This window comes from Kitasatospora sp. NPDC034035 (assembly GCF_055575755.1).
On sequence record NZ_JBVISA010000028.1, the window covers coordinates 39901 to 52346 of the forward strand.

Here is a 12446-nt window from a genome sequence, read left to right on the forward strand (position 1 = left end):
CGATCCTCCCACCCCGACCCGGGGGCGGGGTGGCGGGACGGACCGTACGGGTGGCGGACAACAACCCGGTCATACCGCTGCGAAGCGGACGGTCCGGGTGGTCGGGTCGGCCTTCGTCAGCCGGACGTCGATCACCCGGCCGAGCGGCAGCCGGCCGACGGCGCCGTGCGGGCCCTCGGCTGTGCCCGGGCCCGCCTCCGCGCCCGGGGCGTCGCAGCGGGCCCGGACGGCGGGGTCACGCAGCTGCACGGTGCCGACGGCGGGCCGCTTCTCGTCCACGTCGATGACCACCGCGGAGAAGTCCTCGCCCTCCCGGCCCGCCAGCAGCTCCGCCTCCACCAGGTCCACGCAGGCGCGTTCGACCTCGCCCGCGCGGCGGTCCCCGCTCGCCATCAGCGCCGGCACGGACGGCAGCGCCTCTCGCGTCCACTCCGGCACGTCCTCCCCCGCTGCCACCGCCGCGCACACCTCCTGCGCGAAGCGGTCGCCGAGCCGGCGCAGCGGCGCGGTGCAGTGCGCGTACGGGGCGGCGAGCGCGGCGTGGCCCGGCTCGGCGGGCGCGGGCAGGCCGCGGGACTCGTCGAAGGCGTGGTAGCCGGCGCCGCGCAGCAGGCTCGTACAGGCGTTCAGGAAGGCGGCGTTCAGCGGCACGTCCGGGTCCAGGGAGCGGATCAGCTCCGGGTACGGGAGCGCCTGCGGCCAGTCCACGTCCAGCGCGGCGGCGATCCGGCGCAGCCGCTCGTACCCGGCGGCGGGCGCGGCGGGCAGAGTGCGCAGCAGGCCGACGCCCGCGTCCAGCATCAGCTCGGCCGCAGCCATGCCGGTGAGCAGCGAGATCTGGGCGTTCCAGCCGTCGGCGGGGCCGGGCGCGCGGTAGCCGAGGACGTAGCCGTGCAGGGTCTCCTCGACCTCCTGTTCGGGCACCGGCAGGCTGATCCCGCCCCGGGTTCGTTCCTGTTCCTCGCGCAGCCGGCCGACGGTGGCGAGCAGGGCGAGCTGCTCGTCGGCTCCGCCGAGGTCCACCGCGCGCTCGACGGCGGCGTAGTCCAGGCGGCGGTGTGAGCGGACCAGGGCGCGGCGCAGGTCGGCGAGGACGACGGCGCCGTCGGCGTCCAGGTCCAGCTGCCAGAGCAGGGCCGGCCGGGGCTCGCCGGGCAGCAGGCTGGCGGCGTCCTCGGAGATCCGGGTGGGGTGCAGGGGGATCCGGTGGTCGGGGAAGTAGAGCGTCTCGACCCGGCGACGGGCCTCGGCGTCGATCGCGCCGCCGGGGCGCACGAAGGCGGCGACGTCGGCGATCGCGTAGTACACCCGGTAGCCGCCGCCGGCGCGGTGGGTGAGGTGCATGGCCTGGTCGAGGTCGCGGGAGCCGGGCGGGTCGACGGTGAACAGCGGCAGGTCGGTGGCGTCGTACTCGGGCAGCCGGGGGCGCTCGGCCGCCTCCTCCGCCTCGGCCAGCACCGCCTCCGGCCACTCGGTGTGGATCTCCAGGCGGGTGCGGAGTTCGGTCAGCTCGGTGTTGATCCGGGCGGAGTCGGCGGCCTTGACGCGCAGTTTTCGGCGAGGCATGGAGGCAGCGTAGGGCGAATCGGGTGATTCCGGACGGAGGCTCAGCGTCCCAGCAGGGACTTCAGGTCCTTCGCCGCGAGCGCGACCGCGTCGTCGTACCCGCCGGTGGCCAGCCGCAGCATGAACGCCACGGCGTCGTCCGGGTGCGGGTCCGTGTACGGCTCGCCGTTGTAGTCCAGGAACAGCAGCATCGCCTCGAAGGCGGTGCGCTTGTTGCGGTCGATCAGGGGGTGGTTGCGGGCCAGGCTCTGCCCGAGGGCGGCCGCCTTGGACCACAGGTCCGGGTAGTCGTCGCCGCCGAACAGGCTCGCCTGGGGACGGGCGATCGCCGAGAGCAGGCCGCCGAGGTCGCGAATGTTCTCCGGACCGCCGGCGAGGTAGGTGACGTCCTCCGGGTCCAGGTACTCGGTGTGCGTCGTCACAGGTCCCTGAGCCTCTCCAGCGTCTCCGCGTTGGCGGCGCGGATCCGGGCCACCATGGCCGCCCGGCGCTCGTCCTTGCTCGGCCGGGCCTGCTCGGTGAGCGCCTCCGGCACCTCGGACTGGCGGACCTCGAAGGCCAGCTCGGCGGTGTCCGACCCGCCCGGCGCCTCCGTCACCCGCACCCGCCCGGCCATCACCGCCTGCGCCGTCGCCCGCAGCGCGAACTCCAGCGCCCGCCGCGTCTCCTCCGGCAGGCCCGCGGGCAGCCGCACGGACAGGGACTCCTCCACGGCATCGCCGTCGTCGGGTACCAGGTCCAGGGGTCGCAGGGTCATCTCGATCACTCTCCTCGCTGCTCACGGTAGTGGCGGGCGCGGGATGTTCCCACCGGTTTGCCCCGCCGCCACCGTCTCCTTCAGGGGTGGCGGCCCGGCGGGGCGGGTGGGGCCCGGTGTAAAGGCTCGTACGGTGGGCGCACAGGGAATTGCGCGAAGGGGGTTCGGGCGATGAGCGGTGTGGTGAGAGCGACCGGGGTCGCGGTGTCGGGGGCGTTGGCGGTGACGGGGGCGTTGCACGCGGTGTGGGCGGTCACGCCGTGGCCGTTGCGGACGCCGGAGGAGTTCGCGGACACCGTGGTGGGCGCGGGTGAGGGGGTGCCGCCGGCGGCGGCTTGTGTCGCGGTGGCGGGGCTGCTGGGGGCGGCCGCGTACCTGGTGGGGGCGGAGGCCGGGGTGCTGCCGGAGGCGGGGTCGCGGCGGTTGCGGCGGGCCGGGGTGCGGACGGTGGCCGGGGTGATGCTGGCGCGCGGGATCGGCGGGGTGGCGCTGTTCGGCACCGTGATCGAGCGCTCGGAGCGGTTCACGCGGCTGAACCGCCGGTACTACTCGCCCCTGTGCGTGGCCTTGGGAGCCGGAGCGGCCGCAGTAGGGTGGCGGGGTTCGTCCGCCACAAACTGTTGAGGAGTCCGCTGTGCTGGTGCTGTTGCCGCCCTCGGAGGGCAAGGCCGGGTCCGGGGACGGCGGGCCGGTGGCGCTGGACCGGCTGTCGCTGCCCGGGCTGACGGCGGCGCGCGGGGCCGTGCTGGACGCGCTGGTGGAGCTCTGCCGGGGTGACGAGTCCACCGCCGCCGAGGTGCTGGGCCTCTCCCCCGGCCTGCGCGGCGAGATCGCCAAGAACGCCGGCCTGCCGACGGCGGGGGCCCGCCCGGCGGGCGAGGTGTACACCGGGGTCCTGTTCGACAACCTCGGCCTGGCCACCCTGGACTCCGCCGCGTACGACCGGGCCGAGCGCTCGCTGCTGGTCTTCTCCGGCCTCTGGGGCGCGGTGCGGATCTCCGACCGGATCCCGTCCTACCGCTGCTCGATGGGCGTGAAACTCCCCGGGCCGGGGGCGCTCGGGGCGCACTGGCGGGGCCCGATGGCCGCCGCGCTCCCGGAGGTGGCGGACGGGCTGGTGCTGGACCTGCGCAGCTCCGCGTACGCGGCGGCCTGGAAGCCGGCCGGCGAGGTGGCCGCCCGGACCGCGACCGTCCGGGTGCTGCAGGAGCGGGGCGGCAAGCGCACCGTGGTCAGCCACTTCAACAAGGCGACCAAGGGCCGACTCGTCCGGGACCTGCTGGTCGCCGGGGCCGAGCCGAAGACGCCCGGCGAGCTGATGGACGCGCTGCAGGAGCTGGGCCACCGGGTGGAGCTCGCGGCGGAGGGCACGGCCCGCAAGCCGTGGCAGCTGGACGTGGTGGTCACCGAGGTGCACTGAGCGGCGCCGACCCGGTGCACCCCGGGCCGACGCGGGTGCGCGGCCAGCCGGGGCAGGAGCGCGGCGGTCAGCGCAGGTGCGCGGTGATCAGCGCAGGTGCGAGGTGTCGTTGAGCAGCCGCAGCGAGGCGTTGCCGTCCGCGTAGTACTGGACGGCGCAGAGCGAGGCGGCACTCAGCTCCATCCGGTACATCGAGTCCGGCGGTGCGCCGAGCGCCAGCCGGACCAGCGTCTTGATCGGGCTGACGTGCGAGACCACCAGCACGGTCTTCCCCGCGTACCGGGCGATGATCTTGTCCCGGGCGACGCCGGCCCGGTGGGTGAGGGTGGTGAAGCTCTCGGTGCTGCCGGTCGGCTTGGCCTTGGCGGAGCCGAGCCAGGCCGCCAGGTCCTCCGGGTGGCGCTCCTGCACCTCGGCGAAGGTCAGGCCCTCCCAGTCGCCGAAGTCGACCTCGCGCAGCCCGTCCTCGTACCGGACCTCCAGGCCGAGCCGGGCGGCGACGGTCTCGGCGGTCTGCCGGGTGCGGCGCATCGGGGAGGCGACGACGGCCTGGATGCTGCCGCGCGCGGCGAGCGCCTCGGCGGCCCGCTCGGCCTGCCAGCGGCCCTTGTCGGAGAGCTCCGGGTCGCTGCCGCCGCTGCCGGAGAAGCGCTTCTCCGGGGTGAGCGGGGTCTCGCCGTGGCGCAGCAGGACGAAGGTGGTCGGGGTGCCGAGGTCGGCGGGGGCGGCCCAGCCAGCCTTGGGGGCGGCGGTCTCCAGGGGCGGCTCGTCGGCGACGGCCGGGGCCTTCGGCCTGGGCTCCCACTGGCGCCCGGCCTTGCCCGCGTCCATCGCCTCGTTGGCCAGCCGGTCGGCGTCCTTGTTCCGCTCGCGGGGGATCCAGGTGTACGTGACCCGGCCGCGCGGGAGGACGGTCCGGGCCTCGGCGGCCAGCGGCTGCATGTCGGGGTGCTTGATCTTCCAGCGCCCGGACATCTGCTCGACGACGAGCTTGGAGTCCATCCGGACGTCCACCGAGGCGTCCGGGTCGAGCTCGCGGGCCGTCTTGAGCCCGGCGATCAGGCCCTTGTACTCGGCCACGTTGTTGGTGGCGTGGCCGATGAACTCGGCGGCCTCCGCGACGATCTGCCCGGTGTCCCCGTCACGGACCACCGCGCCGTAGCCGGCCGGCCCCGGGTTGCCCCGGGACCCGCCGTCCGCCTCGACGATGAAGCGCGCCGCCACCGAATCAGACGCCCGAGTCGGCGGTGCGGACCAGGATCCGCGAGCAGTTCTCGCAGCGGACGACCTTGTCGGCCGGCTCGGCCTTGATGGCGTTCAGCTCGGTGATCGAGAACTCGGTGCGGCAGCCCTCGCAACGGCGCTGGTAGAGGCGGGCCGCGCCGACGCCGCCCTGCGTCTCGCGCAGCTTGGTGTACAGCTTGAGCAGGTCGGCCGGGATGACGGCGGCGATGGTCTCGCGGTCGCGCTTGACCTTGTCGGCCTCGGCGTCGATCTCGGCGAAGGAGGCGTCGCGGCGGCCCTCGGCCTCGGTGAGGACGACGGTGGAGTGCTCCAGGCGGGCGGACAGCTCCTCGACCCGGGTCTGGGCACTCTCCTGGCGCTCCATGATCTCCAGCACGACCTCCTCGAGGTCGCCCTGGCGCTTGGCGAGCGAGCCGATCTCGTGCTGGAGGTTCTCCAGGTCCCTCGGCGAGGTGATCGCGCCGGAGTCCAGGCGCTGCTGGTTGCGGGCGGCGCGGGTGCGGACCTGCTCGACGTCCTGCTCGGCCTTGGTCAGCTCGCGGGCGGTGTCGCCCTTCTGGGCCTCGGCGGCGACGACGAGGTCCTTGAGCGCGGTGTGGTCGGCGGAGGCCTTGTCGATCTCAGCGTGCTCGGGCAGCGTCCGGCGCCGGTGGGCCAGCTGGTCGAGCTTCGAGTCGAAGGCCTGGAGGTCGAGCAGGCGGGTCTGGTCGGCGGGCGCGGCGTTCAAGCGGAGAGCTCCTGTGAATCGGGTCAGGCGGTGAAGGACATGGGGGCGTGCGCGGTCCACGGGTCGGTGACCCGGTGGGAGACCTTGGTCTCCACGGCCCAGCCGCCCTTGTCGGCGGCGGACTGCAGGGCGCGCTCGGCCAGGCCGAGCCAGGGCCACTCGGTGGCCCAGTGGGCGGCGTCGACCAGCGCGACGGGCGCCGCCTCGGCGGCCTCGGAGGCCGGGTGGTGGCGCAGGTCGGCGGTCACGTAGGCGTCGACACCGGCCGCCCGTACGTCGGCGAAGAGGCTGTCGCCCGAGCCGCCGCACACCGCGACCCGGCTGACCAGCCGGTTCGGGTCGCCCGCGACGCGGACGCCGGCGGCGGTGGCGGGCAGGCCCTTGGCGACCTGCGCGGCGAACGCGGACAGGGGCAGCGGGGGCTCCAGCAGGCCGATCCGGCCGGTGCCGCGACGGCCCAGCGGGTCGGTCGGGTCCGGCACCAGCGGGCCGGTCACCCGCAGGCCCACCGCCTCGGCGAGCGCGTCCGAGACGCCCGGGTCGGCGTGGTCGGCGTTGGTGTGGGCGACGTGCAGGGCGATGCCGTTGGTGATCAGCGTGTGCACCACCCGGCCCTTGAAGGTGGTGGCGGCGACGCTGGTGGTGCCGCGCAGGTAGAGGGGGTGGTGGGTGACCACCAGGTCGGCGCCCCACTCCACGGCCTCGTCGACGACCGCCTGGACGGGGTCGACGGCGAACAGGACGCGGTTGACCTCGGCCTGAGGGTCTCCGCAGACCAGGCCGACGGCGTCCCAGGACTCCGCCCACTGCGGCGGGTAGACCTCTTCGAGCGCGGTGATGACGTCGGACAGTTTCGGCACCTGTCGAGACTACCGTGCGCGCGGGGGCGGTCGGGCCTCGGCCGTTCGCCGCACCGGTCGGCGCGCCCCGTCGCGGCTGTTCGGACGGGGGTGCCGCCGGCGTACGGATGCGCGTCAACCTGCGGCGGAGGCGCGCGTGCCGCCCCGCGCGGGCCGTGCGCGCCGGTGCGCCCGGCGCCCACTGCTCACATCGGGGCTCTCGTACGAATTCGAAACCGCCTTTGGACCACCCTTACGAGTGAAGTGACCGGCTCGGCGTTGAACCGCCGGTTTTCTCGAAACTAACTTCAGTCCTGCGAACGGGAGTTGCCCCAGTCGCCCCGGCTGACGGGCGGGGCGGGCACCCCGTCGGCGCGGGCCTGGGCCCCGCCGATCAAGAGGCGCGGCCTCATCGCCCCCGGAGGGGCGGCAACAGACGAAGGGATGTGGTGGCGAATGAGCGCGGGCACATCGCTGCGTGCTGCCGGGGGCCAGGGGTCGGCGGGGCGCGGACCGGATGCGGCCGGTTCGTGGCCGGAGTCGACGCGGACGGCGCTGGCCGGTGCCGGCGGCCGGGGAGGCGACGGCGGCTGGAACATCACCGTCGGCGGCTTCTGGTGCACGGCCAGGCCGTCCGCGTCCTCACCCCTGCCCGAACAGGGGTGGAAGCTCCATGTGAGCGCGGCGTCGGTGGTGGGCGAGGAGGTGCTCTCGGCGGTCGTCCGGGTGCTCGCCGAGGACCCGTGCAGCTTCAAGTTCGCCGCCGCGCAGGAGCGGCTGAGCCAGCTCAACTCCCGTAACAGCGACCGGGGTTCGGCGGGAAAGTTCATCACCGTCTATCCGGCGGACGACGCGCAGTTCCAACGGCTGGCGGCCGAGCTCGACCGGGCCACCGCCGGGCTGCCGGGGCCGGTGGTGCTCTCCGACCGCCCGTACCGGCCCGGGAGCCGGGTGCACTACCGGTACGGCGCGTTCGCGCTGCCGGCGGAGCTGGGCAACGACGGGGAGTACCGGTCGGTGCTGCGCGGGCCGGGCGGGGAGCGGACCGAGGACGTGCGCGGGGGGTCGTACCGGGCGCCGGGGTGGGCGCGGGATCCGCTGCGCGCCGAGGCCGGTTCGGCCGGGGCTTCGGGTGCGGCTTCGGTTTCGGGCGCGGCTGTGGCTTCGGGCGTGGCTTCGGTTGCGGGTGCGGCTTCGGGCAGGCGGAAGGGCGGCGTGCTGCTGGCCGGGCGGTACGCGGTGACCGCCGCCGTGCGGCACGGTGCCAAGGGCGGGGTGTTCCTCGGCCGAGAGGCGTCGAGCGGCGCCGAGGTCGTGGTGAAGCAGGCCCGGGCGCACATCGAGGTCGACCGCGCGGGCACCGACGCCCGCGACGCGCTGCGCCACGAGGCCGCGCTGCTCGACCGCCTGGACGGGCAGGACCTGGCGCCGCGCGCGGTCGAACTGATCGAGCAGGACGACTCCGTCTTCCTGGTGCAGGAACGAATCGCCGGACAGCCGCTGGGCAGCTGGGTCACCGCCCGGCTGCGACGCGACGGCAGCCCCGACGTCGACTGGGCCGAGGCCGGGCCGGTCGCGCACGCCCTCCTCGACCTCGTCGAGCGGGTGCACGCCCAGGGCCTGGTGCTGCGCGACCTCTCCCCCGGCAACGTCATGGTCCGCCCGGACGGCACGCTGCGGCTGGTCGACCTCGAACTGGCCGCCGAGGTCGGCCGGGCCGCCGGATCGGCCGGCACCCCCGGCTACCGCGCCCCCGAGCACGGGCCCGGCCGGCTCGCCCCCGCCGGCAGCTGCGTCGCCGACCCGGCCGTCGACCTGTACGCCCTCGGCGGGCTGCTCTTCCTCCTGGCCACCGGCCACGACCCGCTCCTGCCGGACGACCTCCCGCAGGCCCGCCCGGTCGCCGAACGCCTCGGCCGCTGGCTCGCCCTCGCGGCGCGGACGGGAACGACCGCGCGCCGCCTGGCTCCGGCGATCCTCGGGCTGCGGGCCGAGGAACCGGAGCAGCGGTGGAGTGTCGCGCGGGTGCGGGAGTCGCTGCGCGAGGACGCGGGCCCGGGGGGCCGCGCCGCGCGACCCGCCGCCGTCACACCGCTGTGGCACGCCTCCACCCGGCACGCGTCCGCCCGGCAGGGCGCCGCTCGGGCCGCCGCCGCTCCCGGGGCCACCGCTGACGACGCCCCGCCGCCCGACCGCCTCCTGCTCGACCGCCTCCTGCACGACGGCCTGCGGCACCTCGCCGCCACCGCCACGCCGGAGCGGCGGGACCGGCTGTGGCCCGTGGTGCCCGCCGGTGAACGCACCGATCCGTGCAATGTGCAGCACGGCGCCGCCGGGGTGCTGGCCGTGCTGGCGCGGGCGGTCGCCGCCGAAGCGCTGCCGGGCGCGGTACGGGCGGAAGCGGCGCGGACGGCCCGGACCGCCGTGAGCTGGATCGAGCGGCGCATCGCGGCCGAGCCGGTGGTACTGCCAGGGCTGCACTTCGGGCGGTCGGGGACGGCCTGGGCGCTGCTGGACGCCGCCCGCGTGCTGGGCGACACCGCGCTGGCCGACCGCGCCGCCGGGCTCGTTCGCCGGATCGCCGTCGAGTGGCCCAACCCCGATGTCTGTCACGGCGCTGCCGGCGCCGGATTCACCCAACTACGGTTCGCCGCAGAAGACTTCGATACTCCGGACTTCCTCGACCGGGCTGCTCGCGGCGCCCGCGCCCTGCTCGCCGCCGCCCGCCGCGAGCCGTACGGGACGGTCTGGCCGGTGCCGAGGGACTTCGACTCGGCGCTCGCCGGGATCACCCATCTCGGCTTCGCCCACGGCGTGGCCGGCGTGGGCGCCTTCCTCCTGGCCGCCGCCGAGGCGACCGGCGACCAGGCCCTGCTCACCGGTGCCGCCGAGGCCGGGCGGACGCTCGCCGCGACCGTACGGTGGAGCGATCGGCAGAACGGCGAGCAGCAGAACAGCGAGCGGGGCACCGCGCAGGTCGACGGGCAGGGGACCGCCTGGTGGCCGCAGAGCGCGGCCGATCCGGAGCACATCCGGCTCGCGCACTGGTGCAGCGGCTCCTCCGGCGCGGGCAGCTTCCTGCTGCGGCTCTGGCGCGCCACCGGCGACGCCGAAGCGCTCGGCCTGGCCCGCGCCGCCGGCCGTGCCGTGCTGGCCGCCCGCTGGCACAGCGGGGTGAGCGCCTGCCACGGGCTGGCCGGTGACGGCGAGTTCCTGCTGGACCTCGCCGAGGCCACCGGCGAGCCCGGATTCCGTACCGGCGCCGAGCAGTTGGCCACCCTTGTCGCCGCCAGGGCGGCCCTGCGCGACGGTCTGCTGGTCCTCCCGGACGAGACCGGCACCGGCTGCGCCACCGCCTACGGGACCGGCACGGCAGGCCCGTTGGCCTTCCTGCTGCGACTGCGCCACGGCGGCCCCCGGCTCTGGCTGGACCCGGTGCCGCCCGCCATACACCAACTCCCGTCCGCTGGAGGCGAGGTGAGTGGAGCATGAACGTGGCCATCCGGACCATGACACAGGCCCTGCGCCGGCTGAGCTTCACCTTCGCCGCCGACGGCAGTCACGCCGCCTGCCTGGCCGCTTCCGCCGACAGCGGCTGGTACGTGGAGAGTTGGCGACTGCCACAGGACGGCACGCCGGCCGCGCCGCTCGCGCTGCCGCTGTCCGGCAACCGCTCGGAGAGCCTGCGCTCGCAGCTGGTCGCGCTGCCGGACGGCTCGGTGCTGGTCTGCCGGCACGACGGCGAGCGGCACGACCTGGTCCGCCTTCACTACGGCGAAACCGCCACCGTGGAGCAGCCGTTGGCCTCCCTCCGGATGGCCGGGCTGCGTCTGCTGCCGCTCCCCGTGACGGCCGGCGCCGACCCCCGGACGCCGGTGGCGGTCGCCCTCGGCACCGACACCCGACCGGCGACCACCGCCTGGCTGGTCCGGACGGACGGCAGCGAGCCCGAACGGGTCGCCGAGATCCCGGGATTGCACGGCGGCGGCGCCTGGCTGGACCACACCGGCGCGATGCTCGCGCTGGACCGGGTGAACGGCGGCCTGGTCCGCAGCGTGGTGCTCGACCTGCGCAGCGGCACCACCACCCCGCTGCTGGAGATCGGCGAGCGCAGCAACGACCGCCTGGTGCTGTTCGACCCGGACAGCCGGTTCGCGATCGTGCGCAGCGACGCCCCCGGCACCGACCGGCTCGGCTGGGGCGTCCTCGGCGGCGGCGCGCCGCTGCGGTTCCCGGAGTGCCTGCACGTCGCGGGCATGTTCCTGCGGCCGGTGGCACTGCGGCGGGGGGCGGACGGCCCCCGGGTCGCGGTGCAGATCGACCACGGTGCCGGGTCGGCGCTCGCCCTGTGGCGGCCGTCCGCCGGGCGGCTGGACCCGTTGCCGGTGCCGCCCGGGCGGCTCGGCGCGGTCGGGCACTGGGACGCGGCGGGGCTGCGGCTGCCGTACTCCTCCCCCGACCACCCGGCGGCGCTGGCCACCCTGGACGTGGACGCGCTGCTGGCGCACGGCCCGGCGCCGACCAGTGGCCCGATGCCGCTGCCCCTGCAACTCGCGCCGCTGACCTCGGGATTGCCGGGCCCGTGGCGGGGCACCGTTCTGCCCTGGCAGCCCGGCGTGGCGCCCGGCGTCCGGACCCCACCGCCCGGCTGGCGGCTGGACGGCAGCACCCCGCCCGGCGAGGGCGGCCGCTGGCATCCCGCGCAGAGCCTCGAACTGGCGGGCCCGGCCGGTCCGTTGGAGGCCGTGGTGTACGGCGGCGACACCTGGCTGAGCAGCCCGCACCTGGTGCTGGCGCTGCACGGCGGCCCGGCCGACGCCTGGCGGCTGGAGTTCGACCCGGCACTGCAGCGGATGGCCGCCGAGGGCCTGGCGGTGGTCGCACCCAACCAGCGCGGTTCCACGGGCTACGGCGTCGCGCACGCGCTGGCCATCCGGGGCGCCTGGGGCGGGTCCGACCTGGACGACGTGCTGTACCTGCTGGACGGCATCGCCGGGCAGCGCGCGGCACTCGGCCTGGAGCCGCCCGCGCTGTTCGGGGTCAGCTACGGCGCGTTCCTGGCGCTGCTGGCGGCCGCGCACGCCCCGGCCGGGCAGGTCTCCCGCTGCGCGGTGGTCGCCCCGTTCCTGTCCGGCGCCCGACTGCTGGCCGAAGCGGCGCCCCCCGTACGGGCGTTGACCACTCGACTGGGCGGCGGCGAGCCGATCGCCGACGCCCGCGGCCCGCGCGACGTGCTGCAGCTCGCGCACCGGCTGAGCGCACCGCTGCTGGTGGTGCACGGCAGCCGGGACGAGGTGGTACCGGTCAGCCAATCGCGGTCACTGCGGCACGAGTTGCTGCGGATCGGCCGGGTCGAGGGCGAGGACTTCCGGTACGTCGAGGCGGCCGGGTCCGGGCACGAGGTGCTCGCCGAGGAGGGCGCCGCCGTCCTGCACGAGCTGCTGGCCGCGTTCCTGCGGACCGGCAGACCGGGCTGAGCCGCCCGCATCCCACAGACTCCCGGGCCCGCCGAGGCCCGGGCACACCCCGACGCGGTGGATGGAGACCGCCCGGGGTGCGACACCCGACGCCCGCACGCAGAGCGCGGCGGGCGTGACCTCAAGGGGAGGAACCGATCATGGAGAACATGGTGGACTTCGAGACCGACCTCGCGGCGCTGCAGGATCTGCCGGAGACCGAGTCCGTCGAGCTGACCGGCCACGGCAACGGCTGCCAGTACACCTGCCTCGTCCTGACCTGTCTGCTCTTCACCGTCAGCTGAGCCACCGGCTCGGCCGACCGCTGATCGGGCGGTAGTCACCGGGTGCCGGCCCCGGCGGTGCGGAAAGGGAAGGGGAGAAAAAGTACTTTCCCTCACCCCTCGGTTCTCGCCTAATCCATCCATCTCTGATC

General features: G+C 75.6%; 11 protein-coding genes. 5 read left to right on the forward strand and 6 right to left on the reverse strand.

Annotated features, from left to right (window positions below; translation table 11 throughout):
- Positions 1 to 69 precede the first annotated feature (69 nt).
- From ACZ52J_RS31620 to ACZ52J_RS31630, 3 genes are read right to left on the reverse strand one after another with little or no spacing between them, the layout of a single operon-like run.
- On the reverse strand, positions 70 to 1566 hold the full coding sequence (locus ACZ52J_RS31620) for an RNB domain-containing ribonuclease (RefSeq protein ID WP_465623622.1): 1497 nt from the start codon (positions 1564 to 1566) through the stop codon (positions 70 to 72).
- A gap of 41 nt (positions 1567 to 1607) precedes the next feature.
- A complete protein-coding gene (locus tag ACZ52J_RS31625; RefSeq protein WP_465623623.1) occupies positions 1608 to 1988 on the reverse strand; it encodes a type II toxin-antitoxin system death-on-curing family toxin in 381 nt (126 codons plus the stop codon).
- Entirely contained in the window at positions 1985 to 2323 is a 339-nt protein-coding gene (locus ACZ52J_RS31630; protein ID WP_360492707.1) for a hypothetical protein, read from the reverse strand. The genes ACZ52J_RS31625 and ACZ52J_RS31630 overlap by 4 nt, the downstream gene beginning before the upstream one ends.
- Before the next feature lie 171 nt (positions 2324 to 2494).
- Between ACZ52J_RS31630 and ACZ52J_RS31635 the strand changes: the two genes are divergently transcribed.
- Positions 2495 to 2947, forward strand: a complete 453-nt coding sequence (locus ACZ52J_RS31635; RefSeq protein ID WP_465623625.1) for a DUF3995 domain-containing protein — start codon at positions 2495 to 2497, stop codon at positions 2945 to 2947.
- A 10-nt stretch (positions 2948 to 2957) separates the two neighbouring features.
- Entirely contained in the window at positions 2958 to 3743 is a 786-nt protein-coding gene (gene yaaA, locus ACZ52J_RS31640; protein WP_465623626.1) for a peroxide stress protein YaaA, read from the forward strand.
- 87 nt (positions 3744 to 3830) lie between these two features.
- On the opposite strand, the gene ACZ52J_RS31645 is transcribed toward yaaA, so the two are convergent.
- From ACZ52J_RS31645 to ACZ52J_RS31655, 3 genes are read right to left on the reverse strand one after another with little or no spacing between them, the layout of a single operon-like run.
- A complete protein-coding gene (locus ACZ52J_RS31645) occupies positions 3831 to 4967 on the reverse strand; it encodes a bifunctional RNase H/acid phosphatase (protein ID WP_465623628.1) in 1137 nt (378 codons plus the stop codon).
- Positions 4968 to 4971: 4 nt separating this feature from the next.
- The gene (locus tag ACZ52J_RS31650; RefSeq protein WP_360492719.1) at positions 4972 to 5715 is read right to left on the reverse strand and encodes a zinc ribbon domain-containing protein; all 744 of its coding nucleotides are present in this window, start codon (positions 5713 to 5715) and stop codon (positions 4972 to 4974) included.
- A 23-nt stretch (positions 5716 to 5738) separates the two neighbouring features.
- Positions 5739 to 6575 carry a Nif3-like dinuclear metal center hexameric protein gene (locus tag ACZ52J_RS31655; protein ID WP_465623630.1) on the reverse strand — a complete coding sequence of 279 codons (837 nt, stop codon included), beginning with the start codon at positions 6573 to 6575 and terminating at the stop codon, positions 5739 to 5741.
- Between the two features lie 435 nt (positions 6576 to 7010).
- Here ACZ52J_RS31655 and lanL point away from each other — a divergent pair, with 435 nt between their 5' ends.
- From lanL to ACZ52J_RS31670, 3 genes are all read left to right on the forward strand, one after another.
- Positions 7011 to 10046, forward strand: coding sequence for a class IV lanthionine synthetase LanL (gene lanL / locus ACZ52J_RS31660; protein ID WP_465623632.1), 3036 nt, complete (start codon positions 7011 to 7013; stop codon positions 10044 to 10046).
- Entirely contained in the window at positions 10043 to 12031 is a 1989-nt protein-coding gene (locus tag ACZ52J_RS31665) for an alpha/beta hydrolase family protein (protein ID WP_465623634.1), read from the forward strand. Before lanL ends, ACZ52J_RS31665 begins: the two co-directional genes overlap by 4 nt.
- 140 nt (positions 12032 to 12171) lie before the next feature.
- Positions 12172 to 12315, forward strand: a complete 144-nt coding sequence (locus ACZ52J_RS31670; RefSeq protein WP_465623635.1) for a VenA family class IV lanthipeptide — start codon at positions 12172 to 12174, stop codon at positions 12313 to 12315.
- Positions 12316 to 12446: the final 131 nt, after the last annotated feature.

Coding starts and splice junctions, on each gene's coding strand:
- ACZ52J_RS31665 (WP_465623634.1), top strand. CDS start 10,043: ATGAACGTGGCCATCCGGACCATGACACAGGCCCTGCGCCGGCTGAGC.
- ACZ52J_RS31670 (WP_465623635.1), top strand. CDS start 12,172: ATGGAGAACATGGTGGACTTCGAGACCGACCTCGCGGCGCTGCAGGAT.
- ACZ52J_RS31630 (WP_360492707.1), bottom strand. CDS start 2,323: ATGACCCTGCGACCCCTGGACCTGGTACCCGACGACGGCGATGCCGTG.
- ACZ52J_RS31635 (WP_465623625.1), top strand. CDS start 2,495: ATGAGCGGTGTGGTGAGAGCGACCGGGGTCGCGGTGTCGGGGGCGTTG.
- lanL (WP_465623632.1), top strand. CDS start 7,011: ATGAGCGCGGGCACATCGCTGCGTGCTGCCGGGGGCCAGGGGTCGGCG.
- ACZ52J_RS31620 (WP_465623622.1), bottom strand. CDS start 1,566: ATGCCTCGCCGAAAACTGCGCGTCAAGGCCGCCGACTCCGCCCGGATC.